Here is a 22193-nt window from a genome sequence, read left to right as displayed (position 1 = left end):
TTTTAAAATTTTAATTGCAAGTTTAATCCGTAATTTCTTGTAGAAGGTAATGACCCACCTTCTGATCCTTGTATGTTTCCACTACCTGAAGTAGCCTGCTCTGGATCAAAATTGTCGTTATCTAATCCCCAAGCAAAAAGGTTTCTTCCGAATGCAGTAATTGTTACATCGTTAAGAGGACCTGTCCATTTTTTAGGAAGAGAATATCCTAAGGTAACCTCTCTTAACTTTATGTAATCTGCGTCAAAAACGTTTTGTGCATCACTTCTAAAGAAGTAATCTTGACCCCATTGTTGAGCAGTTAATACAGTTGTGTTTTCTGCAGTATCTGTTACTGTATAGTCTCCATTTTCATCATAAGTTACAGTTCCTGTAACACCATCTAGTACAATACCTTCTTCCCTAATGTTGTTTTCAGCTGTATCTTCAAGGATACCGCTATAATGACCCCAAATATTAGTTAATGAACGATATTTACCACCTTTTTGCCAATCTAACAAGAATCCAAGTTTAACACCCTTATAATCGAAAGCGTTTCTTAATCCCATTTTAAAATCTGGAAGTACACTTCCTAGGTTTTCAACATTACGAGTTTCAAGGTATCTACCATTAGCATCAACTACCTTATTTCCGTTATCGTCAAACACATAGTTAGTTCCTCTAATTTGACCATACTCTTCACCTACAACAGCGTTAAGAGTTACTCCATTAAATGGGAACCTAGCTAATTGTAATGTATTTACACCAGGAATTAATTCCTCAAGTTCATTTGTGTTTTTAGCAAAATTCCAGCTTAGATCCCATGTGAAATCATCATTGGTTACCGGAGTAATATTTACTAAAGCTTCAATACCTTTATTAGATAAAGTTCCCGCGTTAACGAAAGTAGAAGTGTAACCTGTTGCAGGATCTACTTGTACTGGAGTAATTAAATCTGTAGTAGTTTCATCATAATAAGTAACATCAAAACTCACTCTTCTATTCAGGAAAGACATTTCTAACCCAACTTCAAAAGTATCTTTGTTCTCTGGTCCTAGGTTAGGATTCAAGTTTGAACCTGGTTGTGAGTATCTAATATTTCCAAAAAATGCAGATCTATTACCATAAGTGTTGTTTAGTCTATATGGGTCAGTGTCATTACCAACTCTTGCCCAACCAGCTCTTAATTTACCAAAAGAAACCCAATCCGCATTTACAAACTGAGAGAACACCAAACTTCCACTCACAGATGGGTAGAAATATGAATTGTTGTCTGCTGGTAGTGTAGAAGACCAATCATTTCTTCCAGTTACTGTTACGTAAGCGAAGTTATCGTAACCTAAAGATACAGATCCAAATACACTATTAATTCTTTTTCTAGAATCAAAATCTTGGATGTTTGGATCATCTGTTGAATTATTAAGGTTATAAATACCTGCTACAGCTAAACCACCTCTTGTGTTACCTTCTAGAGAAGCGAAATAAGAATCTCTTCTGTTTGTACCTATAAAAGAGTTTAAATTAAATTTATTGTCTAAAAAGGACTTATCGAAGTGTAATCTCGCTTCGTAGTTATATTCTTCTGCATTATAGTCATTTTCAACATACCCAGACTGAGCAGATGATCCTATAGCAGTTCTTTCTTGAATTTCAAAATTATAAGTATCACCGTAGAAATTTGCTGTTGCATATAAATCATCAGTAAGATTATACTTTAATCCAAAGTTACCATAGTAACGAATCCTTTTATCTGCAGATGTGTTTTCATTGATAATCCAATATGGGTTATCTGAGTAACGAATACTTGGATCATCGAATGCTGTTCTGTTCCATGTACGCTGCGTACCGTTTGGTAATCTATAATTCTTCAATCTAGAATGTGACAATTGAGTTTGTCCAAATTGGTAAAATTGCTGAATTACACCTTCACCTGTATAACCAAATGCCGGACGATTAAAACCATCTGTAACAGTAAAGTTAATACCTGCATTTACTTCTAATTGATCATTAATTTTAGAAGATCCATTGAAGTTAATTGTCGTTTTGTTTAAGTCAGCATTAGGAATAATTCCTTGACTTTTAACATTCGCCAAGGATACTCTATATGTAGACTTGTCATTACCATTAGAGAATGCAACACTATTATTAGTGCTAACTCCTGTTTGGTAGAAGCTCTCTGCATCGTCTCCTTCAGGATAAATCCAAGCTCTAGGGTTCAAGAAGTCATCTGCGAATTCAGGATCAAAAGCGTCCCAATGTAATACATTTCTATTAGGATCAAAACGTGGTCCCCAAGACTCATCTGTTGCATAGTCAACTATGTCGAATGTAGTTCCATTGATTGTCGCTTGAGCGAAATCCGTTTGGCCGATCGTACTTGCATCTCCAGCACCACCACCATATAGTTTTTGTACTTTAGGAAAAATGTAAGCTTTGTCAAATGAAATCCCAGTATTAACTGTAATTTCTCCTTTTCCAGATTTTCCAGATTTAGTAGTAATGATAATTACACCATTATTAGCTCTAGAGCCATATAAAGCTGCTGCAGCACCACCCTTAAGAACAGACATACTTTCGATGTCGTCTGGGTTAATGTCAAAAGAAGCATCTCCATAATCTCTACCACCTGTACCTTGTTGAGTAGATGTTGAGTTGTAGTTTGAGTTATCCAACGGAATACCATCTACAACGAATAATGGTTTGTTATCTTGTGTAATAGACCCTGCTCCACGAAGTAAAATTCTTGTAGAACCACCTAAATTTCCAGAAGGTGCGGATACTTGAATCCCTGCTACTCTACCAGATAATGCGCTAGCAGCATTCGCATTACGAGACTCTGTTAGTTCAGCACCACCAACTTCAGTAGTAGAATATCCAAGAGATTTTTTCTCTCTTGTAATTCCTAATGCAGTAACTACTACTTCATCAAGTTGTGCTGCATCTGCCTTCATAACTACATTTATGGTATTAGCTGCACCAACTGTTTTTTCAGTTTTTACAAGACCAATAAATGAGAAAGTCAACACATCACCTTGAGAGGCTTCAATTGCATAGTTTCCATCGAAATCTGTTTGAACACCTGTTGTTGTGCCCTTAATAATTATGTTTACCCCGGGTAGAGGTAACCCATCTTCATCGGTGACATTTCCTGTCACGGATTGTTGCTGCGCAAAGGTCATTTGCACAGTAAATGCTAGTAAAAGCATTAAAAATTTACTGAATTTTGCTTTCATTTTTTTAATTAATTTTGAATTAGCCGGCTGCGAATGTGATGAGAAATGACTAATTCACCAAATATTTGGTCTTAAATTATGGTATTAAATTTAAATTATTCTTACTGGATTTAGCTAATCAATTGATATTCAATATTTATTGATTAAATATTCTTTAATTTATTGCGAAAATCATAAAAATTCAACTTTAGATTTTGCATTGTTATCATTTTTATTGCAAAAAAAACTTGTTATTGCTATTTTTTGATGGCGAATGAGGTTTTTTTTCATTTAATTGTTTAAATCGGCATATAATAAGGCGATCCTTTAACAATGCTGGATTTAGTTTTTAAGAAGTTTATGTTATTTAAATTCTACTTTACTGAGGGGTTGTCAATAATTATAGGTATAACTCTTTTGGGTATGAGTTTAATCAATCTGTCTTTTATTTAAATTCGAGTATTTGATTTTTTATGTCAATACATTTTCTGGGAATTATCATTATATCATTGTCCCAAATTCTTTTAAATCCCTCATCTGTTCCATAATTATTAATTAAATGAGTTCTGGTTGAAAATTAATGAGTTAAGATTTGAATAATTCATTTTAATATCTATCTTTGCAAACCCTAAAAAATAGGGAAGGTATTTTTATAACAATAATAAGTGTAAAAGAAATTATGCCAACAATTTCACAATTAGTACGAAAAGGAAGAGCCAAAATAACCAAGAAGAGTAAATCGGCTGCTTTAGATTCGTGCCCTCAAAGACGAGGTGTGTGTACGCGTGTTTACACAACTACTCCTAAGAAACCTAACTCTGCAATGCGTAAAGTTGCAAGGGTAAGGTTAACTAACGGAAAAGAAGTGAACGCATACATCCCTGGAGAAGGACACAATCTACAAGAGCACTCGATAGTATTGGTTAGAGGTGGAAGGGTAAAAGATTTGCCAGGAGTTAGATATCACATTGTTCGTGGTGCCTTAGATACCGCAGGTGTTGAGGGTAGAACGCAAAGAAGATCTAAGTATGGTGCAAAACGCCCTAAGAAGTAATTAAAAACTTTTAATGTAAAGACATGAGAAAAAGACAGGCAAAGAAGAGGCCTCTTTTACCGGATCCAAAATTTAATGATCAGTTAGTAACTCGTTTTGTTAACATGATGATGTGGGATGGTAAGAAATCAGTTTCTTTCAAAGTATTCTATGATGCTATTGCAATCGTAGAGGAGAAAAAACAAGACGAAGAGAAAACAGGCCTTGAGGTTTGGAAAGACGCTCTTTCTAATGTAATGCCACACGTAGAGGTAAGAAGTAGACGTGTTGGAGGTGCAACTTTTCAGATCCCTATGCAAATTAGACCAGATCGTAAAGTTTCAACTGCAATGAAATGGTTGATCTCTTATTCAAGAAAACGTAATGAGAAATCTATGGCTCAGAGATTAGCTGCAGAAGTAATTGCTGCTGCTAAAGAAGAAGGTGCTGCTGTTAAGAAAAGAGTAGATACCCATAAGATGGCTGAAGCTAACAAAGCATTCTCTCACTTTAGATTCTAAAAAAATGGCACAAAGAGATTTAAAATTCACAAGAAATATAGGTATTGCTGCGCATATTGATGCTGGTAAAACTACGACTACAGAACGTGTTCTTTTTTATACGGGTGTAAGTCACAAGATTGGAGAAGTTCATGACGGTGCTGCTACTATGGACTGGATGGAGCAAGAGCAGGAAAGAGGTATTACAATTACTTCTGCAGCTACGCACTGTAAGTGGAATTACAGAGATCAAGAATTCACGGTAAATATTATTGATACCCCAGGTCACGTAGATTTTACCGTAGAGGTAGAGCGTTCTTTGCGTGTATTGGATGGTATGGTTGCTTTATTCAGTGCGGTTGATGGTGTTGAACCTCAGTCTGAAACTGTATGGAGACAAGCAGATAAATATAAAGTTCCTCGTTTAGGATTTGTAAACAAAATGGACCGTCAGGGATCTGACTTCTTTAATGTTTGCAACCAGGTAAGAGAGATGCTAGGTGGAAACCCGGTGCCTTTACAAATACCAATTGGTGAGGAAAACGATTTTAAAGGTGTTGTAGACTTAATATCTAAAACAGCTATCGTTTGGAACGAAGAGGATTATGGGATGACCTATGAGACTATCGATATTCCAGAGGAATTGATGGATGATGTTAATAAGTATAGAACTTTGTTGGTAGAAGCAGTTGCTGACTACGATGAGGCTTTGATGGAGAAATTCTTCGAAGATGAAAATTCTATTACTGAAGACGAAATTATTGCTGCATTAAGAGCTGCTACTATAGATATGTCTATCATACCTATGATGTGTGGTTCTGCCTTTAAAAATAAAGGTGTTCAAATGATGTTGGATGCGGTAATGCGTTATTTGCCTTCTCCTGTAGATATTGATGCTATTGTAGGAGTAAATCCTGATACTGGTGAAGAAGAAAGTCGTAAGCCAAATGTTGATTCAACATTTTCTGCTTTAGCCTTTAAAATTGCTACCGATCCTTTCGTAGGGCGTCTAGCTTTCTTTAGAGTGTATTCTGGTGCTTTAGATGCTGGTTCTTACGTATTGAATAACCGTTCAGGTAAAAAAGAACGTATTTCTCGTATTTACCAAATGCACGCTAACAAGCAAGAGCCTATCGATAGAATTGAAGCTGGAGATATTGGAGCTGCTGTTGGTTTTAAAGACATTAAAACTGGAGATACGCTTACAGATGAAAAACATCCTATTACATTAGAATCTATGTCTTTCCCTGCGCCGGTAATTGGTATTGCAGTGGAGCCTAAAACAAAGGCAGATGTGGATAAGATGGGTATGGCTTTAGCTAAATTAGCTGAAGAAGACCCAACGTTCCAGGTTAAGACAGATGAGGCTTCAGGACAAACAATTATCTCTGGAATGGGAGAATTGCACTTGGAGATCTTAGTAGATCGTTTGAAAAGAGAATTCAAAGTAGAGGTTAATGAAGGTCAGCCACAGGTTGAGTATAAAGAAACCATTACTAGAAGTGCAGATCATAGAGAAACTTATAAGAAACAATCTGGTGGACGTGGTAAATTTGGTGATATCGTATTTGAGATGTCTCCGGCAGATGAGGACTTTAAAGGTCCAGGTCTACAATTTATCGACTCTGTAAAAGGTGGACGTATTCCTAAGGAATTTATTCCATCTGTGGAAAAAGGATTTAAGGAAGCGATGAAAACCGGTCCTTTAGCAGGATTCAAAATGGATACTCTTAAAGTAGAATTGAAAGATGGATCTTTTCACCCTGTGGATTCCGATCAACTTTCTTTCGAATTAGCTGCAAGAATGGGTTATAAAGTAGCTGCTAAGAAAGCTGGTGCTGTAATTCTTGAGCCAATTATGAAGGTAGAAGTTGTTACTCCGGAAGAAAACATGGGAGATATTGTAGGCGATCTTAACAGAAGAAGAGGTCAAGTAAACGATATGTCAGATAGATCTGGTGCAAAAGTTATTAAAGCTGAAGTGCCACTTTCAGAAATGTTTGGTTATGTAACAACATTAAGAACCTTGTCTTCTGGTAGAGCTACATCTACAATGGAATTTGCTCATTATGCTGAAACTCCGTCGAATGTTTCGGAAACAGTTATAAAAGCAGCTAAAGGTACAAACGATTAATAATAGGGATATGAGTCAAAAAATCAGAATAAAACTTAAATCTTACGATCATAATTTAGTAGATAAGTCTGCAGAAAAGATCGTAAAGACCGTAAAAACTACGGGTGCTGTAGTAACGGGACCAATCCCATTACCAACACATAAAAAAATCTTTACAGTATTACGTTCTCCGCACGTTAATAAGAAAGCGCGTGAACAATTTCAATTAAGCTCTTACAAAAGATTGTTGGACATTTATAGTTCTTCATCTAAAACTATCGATGCTTTGATGAAATTGGAATTGCCAAGTGGAGTAGAAGTAGAGATTAAAGTATAAGTTAATTTCGAATTCAAAAAAGCTGAATTCAAAATTAATTACATGTCCCGAGCGGTTGTCGAGGGAAAAACGGAAAAATACATTCAGGATTGGAAGTATTTTCAGTCCTGAATATTTTTAAATAAATAATTTTAATTTAATCAATAATTAATTATGTCTGGGTTAATAGGAAAAAAAATAGGCATGACTAGCATCTTTGACGAGAACGGGAAAAACATCCCTTGTACTGTTATACAAGCTGGTCCTTGCGTAATTACCCAAGTCAGAACCAAAGAGATTGACGGGTATGAAGCTCTTCAATTAGGTTTCGATGACAAAAAGACCGCTAACAAAGCTGTCACAGGGCACGCTAAAAAAGCCGGTGTAGCAGCAATGCGTAAAGTCGTTGAATTCAAAGGTTTTGATGGGGATCACAAATTAGGTGATAGCATCACTGTAGAACATTTTGCTGAAGGTGAGTTCGTGGATATTTCAGGAACAAGCAAAGGTAAAGGTTTTCAGGGTGTAGTAAAGAGACACGGCTTTGGCGGAGTAGGACAAGCTACTCACGGTCAACATAACCGTTTAAGAGCCCCTGGATCGATTGGTGCTGCGTCATATCCTGCAAGAGTATTTAAGGGAATGCGTATGGCTGGCCGTATGGGTGGTGATACAGTTAAATTAGAAAACTTAAGAGTTTTAAAAGTAGTTGCAGATAAAAATCTACTTGTTGTAAAAGGATGTGTTCCTGGTCATAATAACTCATACGTAATCATTCAGAAGTAATGGAAATAGCAGTTGTAGATATTAAAGGAAAAGAAACAGGAAGAAAGGTAAGCCTTTCAGATGCTGTTTTCGGAATAGAGCCTAACAATCATGCTGTATATCTTGATGTAAAACAATACTTGGCTAATCAACGTCAAGGAACGCACAAAGCTAAAGAGCGTGCGGAAATTACAGGAAGTACACGTAAGATTAAGAAACAAAAAGGAACTGGTACAGCTCGTGCTGGTAGTATAAAATCTGGTGTTTTTAGAGGTGGTGGACGTATGTTCGGACCACGTCCAAGAAACTATGGTTTTAAATTGAACAAGAACTTAAAGAGATTAGCAAGAAAATCTGCTCTTTCTATTAAGGCAAATGATAAAGCAATTATCATAGTAGAAGATTTTCAATTCGACACTCCAAAAACTAAAAACTTCATAGATGTTTTGAAGGGATTGGGTGTAGATAAGAAAAAATCTCTTATAGTGTTGGGTGACTCGAATAAAAATGTATATTTGTCGTCACGCAATTTAAAAGGTACCGAAGTTGTAAGTAGCTCAGAATTAAGCACTTATAAAATATTAAACGCAAATAATCTTGTGTTTGTTGAGGGGTCTTTAGAAGGAATTGAGTCGAATTTAAGTAAATAAACGATATGAGTATCTTAATAAAACCTATTATTACAGAAAAAGCGACAGCAGATAGCGAGTTGAATAACCGTTATTCGTTTGTTGTTAATAATAAGGCGAACAAGATTGAAATTAAAGGCGCGATAGAGTCTGCTTATGGAGTTTCAGTTACTAAAGTTCGCACAATTAATGTCCGTCCAGATCGTAAATCTCGTTTTACAAAAACGGGAGTGATCACTGGTAAAACAAGTGCTTATAAGAAAGCATTAGTACAGGTGGCGGAAGGTGAAACTATTGATTTATACAGTAATCTTTAAGATTAAAGAATGTCAGTTAGAAAATTAAAACCAATCACCCCTGGTCAGCGTTTTAGAGTAGTTAATGGTTTTGACGCCATTACTACTGATAAGCCGGAGAAGAGTTTAATAGCTCCGATTAAAAAGTCAGGTGGTAGAAACAGTCAAGGAAAAATGACCATGCGCTATAAAGGTGGTGGTCACAAAAGACGTTACAGAATTATCGATTTTAAACGTGACAAGCATGGAGTTCCTGCTACCGTTGCGTCTATAGAATATGATCCTAACAGAACGGCTTTTATCGCACTTTTGAATTATCAAGATGGTGAGAAAAGATATGTAATTGCTCAAAACGGTCTTCAGGTAGATCAGAACATTGTTTCTGATGCTGAGAGTGCTGCTCCAGAAATTGGAAATGCAATGCCGCTTTCTGCAGTTCCATTAGGTACTATTATTTCTTGTATAGAATTACGTCCTGGACAAGGAGCTGTTATGGCTCGTAGTGCTGGTGCTTTTGCTCAATTAGTGGCGAAAGAGGGTAAATATGCAACTATCAAACTTCCTTCAGGAGAAATCAGAAGGGTGTTAGTAACTTGTATGGCTACTATTGGAGCTATCTCCAACAGTGATCATCAGTTAATTGTATCTGGTAAAGCAGGTAGAAGTAGATGGTTGGGTAGAAGACCAAGAACAAGACCAGTAGTGATGAACCCTGTAGATCACCCAATGGGTGGTGGTGAAGGTAAGTCTTCTGGAGGTCACCCACGTTCTAGAAAAGGTATACCTGCTAAAGGTTATAGAACCCGATCTAAGACAAAAGCGAGTAATAAATATATTGTAGAACGTAGAAAGAAATAATAAGATATGGCACGTTCATTAAAAAAAAGGACCTTACGTTCACTATAAGTTAGAAAAGAAAGTTGCTACAAACGTAGAAGCTGGAAAAAAGACGGTAATCAAGACTTGGTCTAGAGCCTCTATGATAACTCCAGATTTCGTTGGGCAAACTATCGCTGTACATAACGGGAAACAATTTGTTCCTGTGTATGTAACAGAGAATATGGTAGGACACAAATTAGGAGAATTTTCACCAACAAGATCTTTTAGAGGTCACGTAGGTGCGAAAAATAAAGGTAAAAGATAACTGAAGCTATGGGAGTTCGTAAAAGAGAAAAAGCAGATCAGACAAAAGAGGCTAAAAAGCTAGTGGCTTTTGCAAAACTGAATAACTGCCCTACTTCGCCAAGAAAAATGCGATTAGTTGCAGATTTAGTTCGAGGTGAAAAAGTAGAAAGAGCGCTTCATGTGTTGAAATTTAGCTCTAAGGAAGCATCACGTAGATTGGAGAAATTACTTCTTTCTGCCATTGCTAACTGGCAAGCAAAAAATGAAGATGCTAACATCGAGGAAGCAGATTTATTTGTAAAAGAGATACGCGTAGACAGTGGAAGTATGTTGAAGAGACTTCGTCCTGCTCCACAAGGTCGCGCACATAGAATTAGAAAACGTTCCAACCACGTTACAATCGTGATCGGAGACAACAAAAATACACAAAGCTAAGAGTATGGGACAGAAAACAAATCCAATCGGGAATCGCCTTGGTATCATTAGAGGATGGGAATCCAACTGGTACGGAGGAAATGACTACGGCGATAAATTAGCGAGGACGATAAGATTAGAAAGTATATCCATGCTCGTTTATCCAAAGCGAGTGTATCTAGAGTAATTATCGAGCGCACACTTAAACTTGTAACCGTTACTATCACTACTGCTAGACCTGGTATTATTATCGGGAAAGGTGGACAAGAGGTAGACAAGTTAAAAGAAGAGCTTAAGAAAATTACAGACAAAGAAGTTCAAATAAACATCTTTGAAATTAAGAGACCAGAATTAGATGCTCATTTAGTTGGTTCTAGTATTGCTAGACAAATTGAGAATCGTATTTCTTACCGTCGTGCTATCAAAATGGCTATTGCAGCCGCTATTAGAATGAATGCAGAGGGTATTAAAGTAGAAATTTCAGGTCGTTTGAATGGTGCAGAGATGGCACGTTCAGAACATTACAAAGAAGGAAGAATTCCTTTGTCGACTTTTAGAGCCGATATTGATTATGCTTTAGTTGAGGCACATACTACTTATGGTAGGCTTGGTGTTAAAGTATGGATCATGAAAGGTGAGGTTTACGGAAAAAGAGAGCTTTCTCCACTTGTTGGTATGACTACCAAGAAGTCAGGAGGAAAATCCGGACCAGCACGAGGAGGTAACAACAAGCCACGTCGTAGAAAGTAATTTTTTAAAGAAACAAAAATGTTACAGCCTAAAAGAACAAAATATCGTAAGATGCAAAAGGGCCGTATGAAAGGAAACTCTCAAAGAGGGCATAGACTTTCAAACGGAACATTCGGGATCAAATCATTGGACTCAAGTTTCCTTACTGCACGTCAAATAGAAGCAGCTCGTATTGCCGCTACTCGTTTTATGAAAAGAGAAGGTTCGTTATGGATTAAAATATTTCCAGACAAGCCTATTACAAAGAAACCTCTTGAAGTACGTATGGGTAAAGGTAAAGGTTCTGTAGAATATTGGGCAGCAGTTGTAAAACCGGGAAGAATCTTATTTGAAATAGGAGGAGTTCCTTTTGATGTTGCTAAAGAAGCATTGCGTCTTGCAGCACAGAAATTGCCTGTGAAAACTAAGTTTATCGTAGCTAGAGATTATCAAGCTTAATTAAGAGAAGTTATGAAACAATCAGAAGTAAGAGAATCATCTGTAGCGGATTTACAAGAAGAACTTAGTAAGTCCAGAAAAGCATATTCAGATTTAAAAATGGCTCACGCAGTTTCGCCATTAGAGAACCCAATACAACTAAGAGTTGTAAGAAGATCTATAGCGAGAATTGCTACAGAGTTAACTAAAAGAGAGCAACAACAATAAGTGTTATTCTGCTGAAAGATGGAAAAAAGAAATTTAAGAAAAGAGCGTATAGGTGTAGTTACCAGTAATAAAATGCAGAAATCCATTGTGGTTGCTGAAGTTAAAAAGGTAAAACATCCCATGTATGGTAAATTCGTTTTAAAAACGAAAAAATACGTGGCTCACGACGAAACAAATGACTGCAACATTGGAGATACAGTAAAAATAATGGAGACACGTCCATTGAGTAAATCTAAATGTTGGAGATTAATAGAAATTATAGAAAGAGCTAAGTAAAATGGTACAACAAGAGTCTAGATTAAGAGTAGCAGATAATACCGGGGCAAAAGAAGTTTTGACTATTCGAGTATTAGGAGGTACAAAAAGAAGATACGCTTCTGTTGGAGACAAAATTGTTGTCAGCGTTAAAGAGGCTACACCTAATGGAAACATTAAGAAGGGTGCAGTTTCAACGGCAGTTGTTGTTCGTACCAAGAAAGAAGTGCGTAGACCAGATGGATCATATATCCGTTTTGATGATAACGCATGTGTTCTTCTAAACCCAACTGGCGAAATGCGCGGTACTCGTGTATTTGGTCCAGTAGCACGTGAACTTCGTGATAAACAATTCATGAAGATTGTATCATTAGCACCAGAGGTGCTTTAATACATTTATATAATGACAAAGCTGAAAATAAAATCTGGAGATACAGTTAGACTTATTGCCGGAGACCATAAAGGTCAAGAAGGAAAAGTTCAAAGAATTCTTCGAGATAAAAATAAAGCAATTGTGGAAGGAGTAAACATGGTTTCTAAACATGAGAAGCCAAGTGCATCTAACCCACAAGGAGGTATAGTTAAGAAGGAAGCACCTATCCATTTATCTAACTTATCTTTAATCGACAAAAAGGGAGATTCTACCCGTGTTGGTTATAGAATGGAAGATGGAAAGAAAGTGAGATTTTCTAAAAAATCAAATGAAGTAATTTAGTTATGGCATACGTACCAAGACTTAAACAAGAGTATAAAGACAGAGTAGTGTCTGCTCTTACAGAAGAATTCAGTTACTCAAACATCATGCAGGTTCCAAAACTACAAAAGATAGTTTTAAGCCGTGGAGTTGGAGCAGCTGTAGCAGATAAGAAACTTATTGACCATGCAGTAGATGAATTAACTATGATCACTGGTCAAAAAGCGATATCAACTATTTCTAAAAAGGATGTTGCTTCTTTTAAATTACGTAAGGGAATGCCAATTGGGGCAAAAGTAACTTTGCGTGGTGAGAAAATGTACGAGTTTCTAGATCGTTTTATCACATCTTCCCTTCCAAGGGTTCGTGATTTTAACGGTATTAAAGCTACCGGTTTTGATGGAAGAGGTAATTACAACTTAGGAATTACTGAGCAAATTATCTTCCCGGAGATTGATATAGATAAAGTGAATAAAATTTCAGGAATGGATATCACTTTTGTAACTTCCGCGCCAACAGATAAGGAAGCAAAATCATTGCTAACAGAACTAGGTTTACCTTTTAAAAAGAATTAAGATATGGCTAAAGAATCAATGAAAGCCCGTGAGGTGAAGAGACAAGAAGTTGTGAAGAAATATGCTGAAAAACGCAAAGCTTTGAAAGAAGCTGGTGATTTTGAAGGATTACAAAGACTTCCAAAGAATGCCTCTCCAGTTCGTTTACACAACCGTTGTAAATTAACAGGAAGACCTAAAGGATACATGAGACAATTTGGTCTTTCTCGAGTTATGTTTAGAGAAATGGCTAATAAGGGATTAATTCCAGGGGTAAGAAAAGCTAGTTGGTAATATTATAAATTGATGAAAGGTTCATCCCGATAAATTTCGTGGACTGAAAACCGTTATCGCAAATTGAAAAAATGACTACAGATCCAGTTGCAGATTATTTAACAAGAATTAGAAATGCAGTAGCAGCTAACCACAGAGTGGTTGAGATTCCTGCTTCTAATCTTAAAAAGGAGATCACTAAAATATTGTTCGATCAAGGATATATTCTTAGTTACAAGTTTGAGGATACTACCGCTCAAGGTTCTATCAAGATAGCTCTTAAGTACGACAAGCTTACTAAAGATCCGGTAATTAAGAAAATTCAACGAATAAGTAAACCCGGTTTACGTAAATACGCTGGAGCAAATGAATTGCCACGTATATTAAACGGACTTGGAATTGCTATCGTTTCTACTTCTCACGGAGTAATGACAGGTAGACAAGCTCAAGCTGAAAAAGTTGGTGGTGAAGTTTTATGCTACGTTTACTAATACTTAAAGACTTAAGAAATGTCAAGAATAGGTAAAAACCCAATCACTATCCCAGAAGGCGTTACAGTTAGCCTGAAAGACAAGGTTGTGACGGTAAAAGGAAAATTAGGAGAATTAACTCAAGAAATTAAAGACATCGATGTGAAAATTGAAGATGATTTGATTACTTTTGAGCGCTCTTCAGATAAGAAGGACCAAAAAGCAAAGCACGGGTTATACCGTTCTTTGGTAAATAATATGATTGAAGGAGTATCTAAAGGATATACTAAGGAATTAGAATTGGTAGGAGTAGGTTATCGTGCTTCCAACCAAGGACAAAAATTAGAACTAGCCGTAGGATTCTCTCATAATATTGTTTTTGAACTAGCACCAGAGGTGAAGGTAGAGACAGTTTCAGATAAAGGGAAAAACCCAATCGTGAAATTGACTTCTCATGATAAACAATTGGTTGGTCAAATAGCAGCTAAAATTCGTTCTTTCCGTGCTCCAGAGCCGTACAAAGGAAAAGGAATTAAGTTTGTAGGAGAACAATTAAGAAGAAAAGCTGGTAAATCAGCTTAATAAAGTGTAGATATGGCATTTTCAAAACAAGCAAGAAGAACAAAGATTAAGAAGAGGATCCGTAAAGATATTACGGGAACCCAAAGTCGCCCAAGATTGGCTGTATTTAGAAGCAATAAAGAAATTTATGCTCAAATAGTAGACGATGTTCAAGGTAAAACTTTGGTTGCCGCTTCTTCTAGAGATAAAGACGTAACTGCTTCTGATAGTAATAAATTAGATAAAGCTGCCTTGGTTGGTAAAGCTTTAGCAGAAAAAGCGTTAAAGGCCGGAATAGATACGATCTCTTTTGATAGAGGTGGTTATTTATATCACGGAAGAGTTAAATCATTGGCAGAAGGTGCTCGTGAAGGAGGACTAAAATTCTAATAAGATATGTATCAAGATTATAAAAATGTAGAACTTGTAAAACCAGCAGGTCTTGAATTAAAAGACCGTTTGGTTGGTGTGCAACGTGTTACAAAAGTTACAAAAGGTGGTAGAGCATTTGGTTTTTCTGCTATTGTAGTAGTAGGTAATGAGGATGGAGTAGTAGGTCAAGGATTAGGAAAATCTAAAGACGTTGCTAGTGCAATCGCAAAATCTATTGAGGATGCCAAAAAGAATTTGGTAAGAATTCCTATTTACAAAGGATCTATTCCTCATGAGCAAAAAGGTAAATATGGTGGAGCAAGGGTTTTATTGATTCCTGCTGCAACTGGTACCGGAGTAATAGCTGGTGGTGCAATTCGTGCCGTATTGGAGGCTGTTGGTGTACATGATGTACTTTCAAAAAACCAAGGATCTTCAAACCCGCATAATGTTGTAAAAGCAACTTTTGATGCCCTATTGCAATTGCGTAGTGCTCAAACCGTAGCTAAGCAACGTGGTATTACATTAGACAAAGTTTTTAAAGGATAATACAAGGACAAGATGGCAAAGATATATGTAAAGCAGGTTAAAAGTGCAATTAAACGTACTGCAAACCAGAAACGTACTTTAGAAGCACTTGGTTTAAGAAGACTTAACCAAGTTGTAGAGCACGAGAACACACCAAACATCCTTGGTATGGTAAATAAAGTTCAACACTTAGTTTCTGTACAAGAAACAAAATAATAAACTCACATGGATTTAAGTAACTTAAGACCTGCGAAAGGTTCAGTTCAAAATAACAGTAAGCGTGTAGGTAGAGGACAGGGATCCGGTAAAGGAGGAACAGCTACCCGTGGACATAAGGGTGCTAAATCTCGTTCTGGTTACTCTAGAAAAATAGGTTTCGAAGGAGGGCAAATGCCACTTCAGCGAAGAGTGCCTAAGTTTGGTTTTACCAACATTAACCGTAAAGATTATCAAGGGATCAACCTTGATACACTTCAGGAATTTGTAGATAACGGTCGTATTAAAGACACTGTAGATATGCAAGTTTTAGTAGAAAACGGACTGGCTCGTAAAAACGAATTAGTAAAGATATTAGGTAGAGGAGAATTAAAAGCAACATTGAAAATATCTGTTCATAAATTTACTGCCTCAGCAAAGGAAGCTATCGAAGCTGCCGGAGGAGAAGTAGTTACTTTATAATAGATATACTATGAAATTTATCAATACTATAAAGAATATCTGGAAAATCGAGGAGCTAAAAAATAGAATTTTAGTAACCCTTGGTCTGTTATTGGTATATCGATTTGGTGCACAGGTTGTACTTCCTGGGATAGATGCTTCACAGCTATCTAACCTGGCTAGTCAAACTGAAAGCGGACTATTAGGTCTGCTTAACGCATTTACCGGTGGTGCTTTTTCAAACGCTTCCGTTTTTGCATTGGGAATTATGCCCTACATTTCTGCTTCCATTGTGGTGCAGTTAATGGGGATTGCAGTTCCTTATTTGCAGAAACTTCAGAAAGAAGGAGAAAGTGGAAGAAGAAGAATTAACCAGATAACAAGATGGTTAACTATTGCTATTACCTTGGTTCAAGGACCTGGTTATATCTATAACTTGTTTGCTACCTTACCACAAAGTGCCTTTTTATTAGGTAACACTGCAACATTTGTTGCATCTTCTGTAATAATTCTTACTACAGGAACTATCTTTGCAATGTGGTTGGGTGAAAAGATTACCGACAAAGGAATAGGAAATGGTATTTCCTTATTAATTATGGTTGGTATTATAGCAACATTGCCTCAGGCTTTTATTCAGGAATTCGCTTCCAGAGTATTTGAGTCTAATGGTGGATTAGTTATGATCCTTATAGAATTGGTAATTTGGTTTGCTATTATAATGTCATGTATCATGTTAGTGATGGCTGTCCGGCAAATAGCAGTACAGTATGCGCGAAGAACAGCATCTGGAGGATATGAGAAGAATGTGTTTGGATCAAGACAATACATTCCGCTTAAATTAAATGCTTCAGGAGTAATGCCTATTATCTTTGCTCAAGCAATAATGTTTATACCAGCTGCCGTAGCAGGACTTTCCGATGGAGAGACTTCGCAAGGTATTGCAGCTGCGTTTAGTGATATATTTGGTTTCTGGTACAACTTAGTGTTCGCCTTGTTAATTATAGTATTTACATACTTCTATACGGCAATCACAGTACCAACTAATAAAATGGCAGATGATCTTAAGAGAAGTGGTGGATTTATTCCTGGAATTCGTCCAGGTGGAGACACTGCAGAATATTTAGATAGAATTATGTCTCAGATAACCCTTCCGGGTTCAATTTTCCTCGCTCTAATAGCAGTGTTCCCTGCTATAGTGTATCAACTGTTGGGTGTACAACAGGGATGGGCATTGTTCTTTGGAGGTACCTCATTGTTAATTATGGTGGGGGTTGCGATTGATACTATGCAGCAAGTGAATTCTTATTTGTTGAATAGGCATTATGACGGTTTGATGAAAACCGGTAAAAATAGAAAAGCAGTAGCATAACTATGGCAAAGCAATCAGCAATAGAACAAGACGGAACAATTATAGAAGCATTATCAAATGCGATGTTTCGTGTGGAACTTGAGAACGGACACGTGGTGACCGCTCACATTTCAGGAAAGATGCGTATGCATTATATTAAATTACTTCCTGGTGATAAAGTGAAATTAGAAATGAGTCCTTACGATTTATCTAAGGCTCGAATAACTTACAGATACTAATTAAGATGAAAGTAAGAGCATCAGTTAAAAAAAAGAAGTGCCGACTGCAAAATAGTTCGCAGAAAAGGTAGACTTTACGTGATTAACAAAAAGAATCCAAAATTTAAACAAAGACAAGGTTAAGTTATGGCTAGAATTGCAGGTGTTGATATACCAAAACAAAAACGCGGAGTTATAGCATTGACCTATATCTTCGGAATTGGCAAAAGTAGGGCTGAAAGAATCCTGAAAGAAGCTAACGTAGACGAGAGTATTAAAGTTTCAGATTGGGACGATGACCAAATTGGTAAAATTCGTGAAGCTGTTGGAACTTTTAAGATTGAAGGTGAATTACGTTCAGAAGTACAAATGAGTATTAAGCGTCTTATGGATATAGGATGTTACCGTGGTGTGCGTCATAGATCTGGTCTTCCATTAAGAGGACAAAGAACTAAGAACAATTCAAGAACCAGAAAAGGTAGAAGAAAAACAGTTGCTAATAAGAAGAAAGCAACTAAATAATAAGTAAGATGGCAAAAACTCAAAAAACTGCTCAAAAGAAACGTAAAGTAATCGTTGAGTCTAATGGAGAAGCGCATATTACTGCTTCTTTTAACAACATCATTATTTCTTTAACAAACAAAAAAGGAGATTTAATCTCTTGGTCATCTGCCGGTAAAATGGGCTTTAGAGGATCTAAGAAAAACACTCCTTACGCTGCTCAATTAGCTGCTGAAGATGCATCGAAAGTTGCACATGAAGCTGGCTTGAGAAAAGTGAAAGTATATGTTAAAGGACCAGGAAATGGTAGAGAATCTGCTATGCGTTCTATACACAATTCAGGAATTGAAGTAACTGAGATTATCGATGTTACTCCATTACCTCACAATGGATGTAGACCTCCTAAAAGACGTAGAGTTTAATAATTATTAAGTATAAACGAGATTGCAATAAGATTATCGAAGGACAGTGACCTTAATTCATAATCGCATTCTCACAAAAAACAATTTTCAATGGCAAGATATACTGGTCCAAAGACTAAAATAGCACGTAAATTTGGCGAGGCTATATTCGGAGATGATAAGTCTTTCGAAAAAAGAAATTACCCTCCGGGACAACATGGTAACAACCGTAGAAGAGGTAAAAAATCTGAATATGCAATCCAATTGATGGAGAAGCAAAAAGCAAAATACACATATGGTGTATTAGAGCGTCAGTTCAGAAACATGTTTGATAAAGCAACCAGATCTACCGGAATTACCGGTGAGGTTCTTTTACAATTATGTGAATCTAGATTAGATAATGTAGTTTACAGAATGGGAGTTTCTCCTTCAAGAAGTGGTGCGAGACAATTGGTTTCTCACAGACATATCACTGTAAACGGAGATGTTTTAAACATTCCATCTTACCAAGTGAAGCCAGGAGATGTAATTGCGGTAAGAGAGAAATCTAAATCTTTAGAAGCGATCACTAATTCGCTAGCAAATTCAAGTGCCACTTACGAGTGGATGACCTGGAACAATGAAACTAAGCAAGGAACTTTTGTTTCTGTTCCTGCAAGAGTACAGATTCCAGAAAATATAAATGAACAATTCATAGTCGAATTATATTCGAAATAATAATTCACAGAAGTCGTAATATGGCAATACTAAATTTTCAGAAGCCCGATAAAGTTATAATGATTGATTCCACTGAGTTCGAAGGGAAGTTTGAATTTCGCCCTTTGGAACCAGGATATGGATTAACTGTTGGTAACGCTTTAAGGAGAGTACTGTTATCATCTTTAGAAGGATTCGCAATAACTTCAGTTCGCATTGAAGGAGTTGATCACGAATTCTCTACTATCCCTGGGGTAGTAGAAGATGTTACAGAAATTATATTAAACTTGAAACAAGTAAGGTTTAAAAGGCAAATTGATGAAATAGACAATGAAGCCGTTACAATTTCTGTTTCTGGACAAGAGCAACTTACAGCTGGTCATTTCCAAAAGTTTATCTCTGGTTTCCAGATCCTAAATCCAGATTTAGTGATTTGTAACCTAGATAAAAAAGTGAGTTTCAACATGGAACTTTCAGTGGAAAAAGGTCGTGGGTATGTTCCTGCAGAAGAAAACAAAAAAGCAAATGCACCTTTAGGTACTATTTTTACAGATTCGGTGTACACACCAATCAAAAACGTAAAATATAGCATCGAGAACTTTCGTGTAGAGCAAAAAACCGATTATGAAAAATTGGTTTTTGAAATTATCTCGGACGGTTCTATTCATCCTAAGGATGCATTAACAGAAGCTGCAAAAACGTTGATCCACCATTTCATGTTGTTCTCTGACGAGCGTATTACGCTAGAGGCAGATGAGATAGCACAAACTGAAACTTATGATGAAGAATCTCTTCACATGAGACAGTTGCTAAAAACCAAATTGGTAGATATGGATCTTTCTGTAAGAGCACTTAACTGTTTAAAGGCTGCTGAAGTTGATACCTTAGGTGATTTAGTATCCTACAACAAAAATGACTTGATGAAGTTCCGTAATTTCGGGAAGAAATCTTTAACAGAGCTTGAAGAGCTTGTGAACAATAAAGGTTTAAACTTTGGAATGGATCTTTCAAAATATAAATTGGATAAAGACTAGTACGATCCTTCACTGGAAATCTTAGTCTAAAAGAGAATAGTAATGAGACACGGAAAAAAAATAAATCATTTAGGTAGAAAAACGGCACACCGTAAGTCTATGTTGGCTAACATGGCGTGTTCCCTAATTGAGCATAAAAGAATAAACACGACTGTTGCCAAAGCGAAAGCTTTAAAGCAGTTTGTTGAACCTTTGATTACAAAATCTAAGGAAGATACAACTCACAATAGAAGATTGGTTTTCGCTAAACTTCGCCAGAAAGATTTCGTTGCAGAATTGTTCCGGGATGTTGCTGCTAAGATAGGTGACCGTCCGGGTGGATACACAAGAATTATCAAATTAGGTAATAGACTTGGGGATAACGCGGATATGGCAATGATAGAATTAGTTGATTATAACGAGATCTACAACCTAACGAAGCCAGAGAAGAAAAAATCTACTCGTAGAGCTGGTAAAAAGAAGCCGACAGAAGCAACTACAGCAAAAGCTGAAACTAAAACTTCTGAGAAAAAAGCTGACAAAAAAGACGATAAAAAAGAAGACTAATAATGATTCTTTTCTAATCAAAATTCAAAAAGGGATAAGCCATTATGGTTTATCCCTTTTTTTTAAGCATAAAAGTGGAAATTATATTTTTGGTTGCTACCATTTAATTAATTTTGCCACACAAAGTTAAAAACAAATAGTGCCTGCAATAATATTATGAAATACCAAACTAGAAAAAAAGCGATCATACTCTTGGCAGATGGAACCATTTTTCATGGAAAATCTGTTGGAGATAAGGATGGAAGTGCAGTAGGAGAAGTGTGTTTTAATACCGGGATGACCGGTTATCAAGAGATCTTTACAGATCCTTCTTATTTTGGCCAACTAATGGTTACTACTAATGCACATATAGGAAATTACGGGGTAAGAGAAGAGGAGAATGAATCTGATAAAGCTAAGATCTCTGGATTAATCTGTAAAAATTTTAGTTATAATTATTCTCGTCCGGCTGCAGATGGTTCTTTATCCAGCTTTCTGGATGACAGCAATCTTTTTGCAATTTCAGATGTAGATACCAGAGCTTTGGTGGCTTACATCCGTGAGAATGGTGCAATGAATGCAATTATCTCTACAGATGTAGATAATATAGAAGGTCTTAAAAAGCAGTTGAAAGAAGTTCCAGATATGAATGGTTTGGAGTTGGCCTCAAAAGTGTCCACTAAAGAACCTTATTTCTTCGGAAAAGAAAATGCTACTTATAAAATTGCAGCCTTAGATATTGGTATCAAAAAGAATATCCTTCGTTGTCTAGCCGAAAGAGATGCTTATATAAAAGTGTTTCCATTTGATGCTACCTATGAGGAGTTAAGTGCTTGGAATCCTGATGGATATTTTCTTTCCAATGGGCCTGGAGATCCACAACCATTATCAGGAGCAATTAATCTAACAAAAAAAAATACTGGAGAGAGACCATCCGTTATTCGGAATCTGTTTAGGGCACCAGGTAATTGCTTTGGCAAATGGAATTTCAACCTATAAAATGCACCATGGCCATAGAGGTATTAATCATCCTGTTCTTAACTTAAAAACAGGAAAAGGAGAAATTACTTCACAAAATCATGGTTTTTCAGTAGATAGAGAAGAAACCGAAGCGCATCCAAATGTAAAGATCACACATGTGTGTATTAATGATAATACAATTGGGGGAATGGAGATAACGAACAAAAACTGTTTCTCCGTACAATATCATCCGGAGGCAAGTCCGGGTCCACACGATGCCAGTTATTTATTCGATGAATTTATAGAGCGGATTAAAGTTTCGAAAAATTAATTAGCAATTAAGAATACGTAAAAGGCCAAAAAATATAT

The 22193-nt window shown here is 36.5% G+C and carries 30 protein-coding genes and 4 pseudogenes; 33 read left to right on the top strand and 1 reads right to left on the bottom strand.

Annotation, left to right across the window (positions count from 1 at the left end; all coding sequences use genetic code 11):
* Positions 1 to 2: 2 nt before the first annotated feature.
* Positions 3 to 3212 (bottom strand): SusC/RagA family TonB-linked outer membrane protein, encoded by a 3210-nt coding sequence (locus ON07_RS08615; protein WP_010230130.1) that lies wholly within the window; start codon positions 3210 to 3212, stop codon positions 3 to 5.
* 658 nt (positions 3213 to 3870) lie between these two features.
* On the opposite strand from ON07_RS08615, the gene rpsL reads away from it, so the two are divergent.
* The 33 genes and pseudogenes from rpsL (at position 3871) to carA (ending at position 22155) form a co-directional block, all read left to right on the top strand.
* Positions 3871 to 4245 carry a 30S ribosomal protein S12 gene (rpsL, locus tag ON07_RS08610; RefSeq protein ID WP_010230128.1) on the top strand — a complete coding sequence of 125 codons (375 nt, stop codon included), beginning with the start codon at positions 3871 to 3873 and terminating at the stop codon, positions 4243 to 4245.
* Positions 4246 to 4268: 23 nt separating this feature from the next.
* The gene (rpsG, locus tag ON07_RS08605; RefSeq protein ID WP_010230118.1) at positions 4269 to 4745 is read left to right on the top strand and encodes a 30S ribosomal protein S7; all 477 of its coding nucleotides are present in this window, start codon (positions 4269 to 4271) and stop codon (positions 4743 to 4745) included.
* 4 nt (positions 4746 to 4749) lie between these two features.
* Positions 4750 to 6858 carry an elongation factor G gene (gene fusA / locus ON07_RS08600; protein WP_010230115.1) on the top strand — a complete coding sequence of 703 codons (2109 nt, stop codon included), beginning with the start codon at positions 4750 to 4752 and terminating at the stop codon, positions 6856 to 6858.
* Positions 6859 to 6868: 10 nt separating this feature from the next.
* The gene (gene rpsJ / locus ON07_RS08595) at positions 6869 to 7174 is read left to right on the top strand and encodes a 30S ribosomal protein S10 (protein ID WP_010230113.1); all 306 of its coding nucleotides are present in this window, start codon (positions 6869 to 6871) and stop codon (positions 7172 to 7174) included.
* A gap of 153 nt (positions 7175 to 7327) precedes the next feature.
* Complete coding sequence (gene rplC / locus ON07_RS08590) at positions 7328 to 7939, top strand: 50S ribosomal protein L3 (RefSeq protein WP_010230111.1); 612 nt, start codon at positions 7328 to 7330, stop codon at positions 7937 to 7939.
* Positions 7939 to 8568, top strand: coding sequence for a 50S ribosomal protein L4 (gene rplD, locus ON07_RS08585; protein WP_010230109.1), 630 nt, complete (start codon positions 7939 to 7941; stop codon positions 8566 to 8568). The genes rplC and rplD overlap by 1 nt, the downstream gene beginning before the upstream one ends.
* Positions 8569 to 8573: 5 nt before the next feature.
* The gene (rplW, locus tag ON07_RS08580) at positions 8574 to 8864 is read left to right on the top strand and encodes a 50S ribosomal protein L23 (protein ID WP_010230108.1); all 291 of its coding nucleotides are present in this window, start codon (positions 8574 to 8576) and stop codon (positions 8862 to 8864) included.
* 9 nt (positions 8865 to 8873) lie between these two features.
* A complete protein-coding gene (rplB, locus tag ON07_RS08575; RefSeq protein WP_010230105.1) occupies positions 8874 to 9701 on the top strand; it encodes a 50S ribosomal protein L2 in 828 nt (275 codons plus the stop codon).
* 6 nt (positions 9702 to 9707) lie between these two features.
* Positions 9708 to 9987, top strand: a pseudogene (rpsS, locus tag ON07_RS14980) (30S ribosomal protein S19).
* Between the two features lie 8 nt (positions 9988 to 9995).
* The gene (gene rplV, locus ON07_RS08565; RefSeq protein ID WP_010230099.1) at positions 9996 to 10403 is read left to right on the top strand and encodes a 50S ribosomal protein L22; all 408 of its coding nucleotides are present in this window, start codon (positions 9996 to 9998) and stop codon (positions 10401 to 10403) included.
* A 4-nt stretch (positions 10404 to 10407) separates the two neighbouring features.
* Positions 10408 to 11132, top strand: a pseudogene (gene rpsC, locus ON07_RS08560) (30S ribosomal protein S3).
* Between the two features lie 18 nt (positions 11133 to 11150).
* A complete protein-coding gene (gene rplP / locus ON07_RS08555) occupies positions 11151 to 11570 on the top strand; it encodes a 50S ribosomal protein L16 (RefSeq protein WP_010230094.1) in 420 nt (139 codons plus the stop codon).
* Positions 11571 to 11582: 12 nt separating this feature from the next.
* Positions 11583 to 11777 (top strand): 50S ribosomal protein L29, encoded by a 195-nt coding sequence (rpmC, locus tag ON07_RS08550; RefSeq protein WP_010230092.1) that lies wholly within the window; start codon positions 11583 to 11585, stop codon positions 11775 to 11777.
* An 18-nt stretch (positions 11778 to 11795) separates the two neighbouring features.
* Positions 11796 to 12053, top strand: coding sequence for a 30S ribosomal protein S17 (gene rpsQ / locus ON07_RS08545; RefSeq protein WP_010230090.1), 258 nt, complete (start codon positions 11796 to 11798; stop codon positions 12051 to 12053).
* A 1-nt stretch (position 12054) separates the two neighbouring features.
* A complete protein-coding gene (rplN, locus tag ON07_RS08540; protein WP_010230087.1) occupies positions 12055 to 12423 on the top strand; it encodes a 50S ribosomal protein L14 in 369 nt (122 codons plus the stop codon).
* Between the two features lie 12 nt (positions 12424 to 12435).
* On the top strand, positions 12436 to 12747 hold the full coding sequence (gene rplX / locus ON07_RS08535; RefSeq protein WP_010230084.1) for a 50S ribosomal protein L24: 312 nt from the start codon (positions 12436 to 12438) through the stop codon (positions 12745 to 12747).
* A 2-nt stretch (positions 12748 to 12749) separates the two neighbouring features.
* On the top strand, positions 12750 to 13301 hold the full coding sequence (gene rplE, locus ON07_RS08530) for a 50S ribosomal protein L5 (protein WP_010230082.1): 552 nt from the start codon (positions 12750 to 12752) through the stop codon (positions 13299 to 13301).
* 3 nt (positions 13302 to 13304) lie between these two features.
* A complete protein-coding gene (rpsN, locus tag ON07_RS08525) occupies positions 13305 to 13574 on the top strand; it encodes a 30S ribosomal protein S14 (protein WP_010230080.1) in 270 nt (89 codons plus the stop codon).
* Positions 13575 to 13645: 71 nt separating this feature from the next.
* Entirely contained in the window at positions 13646 to 14044 is a 399-nt protein-coding gene (rpsH, locus tag ON07_RS08520) for a 30S ribosomal protein S8 (protein ID WP_010230078.1), read from the top strand.
* An 18-nt stretch (positions 14045 to 14062) separates the two neighbouring features.
* Entirely contained in the window at positions 14063 to 14605 is a 543-nt protein-coding gene (rplF, locus tag ON07_RS08515) for a 50S ribosomal protein L6 (protein WP_010230074.1), read from the top strand.
* A gap of 12 nt (positions 14606 to 14617) precedes the next feature.
* Entirely contained in the window at positions 14618 to 14974 is a 357-nt protein-coding gene (gene rplR, locus ON07_RS08510; protein ID WP_010230070.1) for a 50S ribosomal protein L18, read from the top strand.
* A gap of 6 nt (positions 14975 to 14980) precedes the next feature.
* On the top strand, positions 14981 to 15505 hold the full coding sequence (rpsE, locus tag ON07_RS08505; protein ID WP_010230068.1) for a 30S ribosomal protein S5: 525 nt from the start codon (positions 14981 to 14983) through the stop codon (positions 15503 to 15505).
* Between the two features lie 12 nt (positions 15506 to 15517).
* Positions 15518 to 15700, top strand: a complete 183-nt coding sequence (gene rpmD / locus ON07_RS08500) for a 50S ribosomal protein L30 (RefSeq protein WP_010230066.1) — start codon at positions 15518 to 15520, stop codon at positions 15698 to 15700.
* A gap of 9 nt (positions 15701 to 15709) precedes the next feature.
* Entirely contained in the window at positions 15710 to 16162 is a 453-nt protein-coding gene (rplO, locus tag ON07_RS08495) for a 50S ribosomal protein L15 (protein WP_010230064.1), read from the top strand.
* 10 nt (positions 16163 to 16172) lie between these two features.
* Positions 16173 to 17510 (top strand): preprotein translocase subunit SecY, encoded by a 1338-nt coding sequence (gene secY, locus ON07_RS08490; RefSeq protein ID WP_010230062.1) that lies wholly within the window; start codon positions 16173 to 16175, stop codon positions 17508 to 17510.
* Between the two features lie 2 nt (positions 17511 to 17512).
* Positions 17513 to 17728, top strand: a complete 216-nt coding sequence (gene infA / locus ON07_RS08485) for a translation initiation factor IF-1 (protein WP_006988529.1) — start codon at positions 17513 to 17515, stop codon at positions 17726 to 17728.
* A gap of 5 nt (positions 17729 to 17733) precedes the next feature.
* Positions 17734 to 17851, top strand: a pseudogene (ykgO, locus tag ON07_RS16265) (type B 50S ribosomal protein L36).
* A 3-nt stretch (positions 17852 to 17854) separates the two neighbouring features.
* A complete protein-coding gene (rpsM, locus tag ON07_RS08480; protein WP_010230057.1) occupies positions 17855 to 18229 on the top strand; it encodes a 30S ribosomal protein S13 in 375 nt (124 codons plus the stop codon).
* 8 nt (positions 18230 to 18237) lie between these two features.
* Positions 18238 to 18630, top strand: coding sequence for a 30S ribosomal protein S11 (gene rpsK / locus ON07_RS08475; RefSeq protein WP_010230055.1), 393 nt, complete (start codon positions 18238 to 18240; stop codon positions 18628 to 18630).
* A gap of 90 nt (positions 18631 to 18720) precedes the next feature.
* Positions 18721 to 19326: a 30S ribosomal protein S4 gene (gene rpsD / locus ON07_RS08470; protein WP_010230052.1), complete on the top strand. Its 606-nt coding sequence runs from the start codon at positions 18721 to 18723 to the stop codon at positions 19324 to 19326.
* Between the two features lie 20 nt (positions 19327 to 19346).
* Positions 19347 to 20339 (top strand): DNA-directed RNA polymerase subunit alpha, encoded by a 993-nt coding sequence (locus ON07_RS08465; protein ID WP_010230049.1) that lies wholly within the window; start codon positions 19347 to 19349, stop codon positions 20337 to 20339.
* Between the two features lie 42 nt (positions 20340 to 20381).
* The gene (gene rplQ, locus ON07_RS08460) at positions 20382 to 20885 is read left to right on the top strand and encodes a 50S ribosomal protein L17 (protein ID WP_010230046.1); all 504 of its coding nucleotides are present in this window, start codon (positions 20382 to 20384) and stop codon (positions 20883 to 20885) included.
* Positions 20886 to 21041: 156 nt separating this feature from the next.
* Positions 21042 to 22155 (top strand): annotated as a pseudogene (carA, locus tag ON07_RS14975) (glutamine-hydrolyzing carbamoyl-phosphate synthase small subunit).
* Positions 22156 to 22193 lie beyond the last annotated feature (38 nt).

Origin of the sequence: Gillisia marina, from assembly GCF_000258765.1 — a bacterium.
Taxonomy (GTDB): Bacteria; Bacteroidota; Bacteroidia; order Flavobacteriales; family Flavobacteriaceae; genus Gillisia; species Gillisia marina.
The sequence above is the reverse complement of the archived record's forward strand: the minus strand, read 5'-3'. Positions and strand labels throughout refer to the sequence as shown.